Origin of the sequence: Microcystis sp. BLCC-F209 (assembly GCF_041928595.1) — a bacterium.
Lineage (GTDB): Bacteria > Cyanobacteriota > Cyanobacteriia > Cyanobacteriales > Microcystaceae > Microcystis.
This window is the reverse complement of sequence record NZ_JBHFLL010000061.1, coordinates 1-1,421: the sequence shown is the minus strand read 5'-3', so window position 1 is coordinate 1,421 and position 1,421 is coordinate 1. Positions and strand designations below refer to the sequence as shown.

The 1,421-nt window shown below is 41.3% G+C and carries 1 pseudogene; it reads left to right on the top strand.

From position 1 onward, the window contains the following. Positions 1–183 precede the first annotated feature (183 nt). Positions 184–1,402, top strand: a pseudogene (locus ACE1AQ_RS03905) (ISAs1 family transposase). Positions 1,403–1,421: the final 19 nt, after the last annotated feature.

Genomic DNA, 1,421 nt, shown 5'->3' with positions numbered 1-1,421 from the left:
CAGGGTAAGCTCATCTAATTTGGTATAAATTGTACTTGACAAAGATTTCTGAATAGGGTAATCAAATCGCCATAGCACCGTCCCGCACTGCCAGTACCCAGACTTAGCCGCTGCTACCTCTGTATAATTTATAATTAGCCTTAGTCTCACTGTTGTTGATGAAAATTAATGAGGAAATAGCTCATGGGTAAAGGTTTTGCTCCCGTTCTACCCACCGGAAATAAAGCTCAACTAAAACCTGAGCTTCCTTTAACATCAATAAATGAAATTCAAGCTAGTTTATTGACTTATCTTCAAGATATTCCTGACCCAAGAGTGTCCCGAACCCAAAAACATTTATTAACTGATATTTTAGTCATTGCTGTTTTAGCAGTTATAGCAGGAGCCAAAGGTTGGGAAGACATGGAAAATTATGGACTCAGTAAGCAGTCTTGGTTATCTGAGTTTTTAGAATTACCTAATGGCATTCCTTCTGATGACACTTTTCGGCGGGTTTTTGAACGGATTAACCCGGAAGTTTTGGCCAAAGTTTTGTCTCAATGGCTGCCCCATTTAATCGGTTCTCTTTCGGGGGAAATAGTTCCCATAGACGGGAAAAGTCTCAGAGGTTCTTACGACCGTAATCAAGGAATTAAAGCCTTGCATTTAGTGACGGCTTGGGCGGGGGAGCAGAAATTAGTTTTAGGACAAGTCAAGGTGGAAGATAAATCCAATGAGATTACTGCTATTCCCGCTTTACTAGAACTGTTAGACCTTCAAGGGGCAATTATCACCCTAGATGCTATGGGAACTCAAACGGCGATTATTAATCATATTCAAGCCAAAAAAGCTGACTACGTTGTCGCCCTTAAAGCTAATCATCCGACTCTTTATACTCAGGTCAAAAACTGGTTTGAGCAAGCTCAAGCACATCAATTTGATGGTATTCAATTTAGTTATGATTACCGTCTGGAAAAAGGTCATCATCGCCTCGAAAAACGTTGGTGTTGGGCTGTACCTTTAGAAGCTTTCGGCGGTCTTTATCAACAGGCTCAATGGCAAGGACTTCAAAGTATTATCATGGTTAAACGAGTTCGTCATCCTGGTCATAAAACCACTGGTGAAGTCCAATTTTATCTCAGTTCTCTCCCTGCTGATGCTCAAAAAATAGGTAATGCTATTCGTAAACATTGGGGCATTGAAAATCAGGCTCATTGGATTTTAGATGTTACTTTTAATGAGGATCAATGTCGGATTCGCTCTGGTCACAGCCCTCGTAATGGGAGCCTTCTTGAGACGAGTAGCACTTAACGCTCTTAACCAGGAATCCACTTACCGACGTAGTCTGGCACAAAAAAGTAAACGGGCGGCCATGGATAATAACTATATGATGGCTGTGCTGAAAGCCTTTTGTCAAGCCTAATTGAGATGCTCTTACCCTG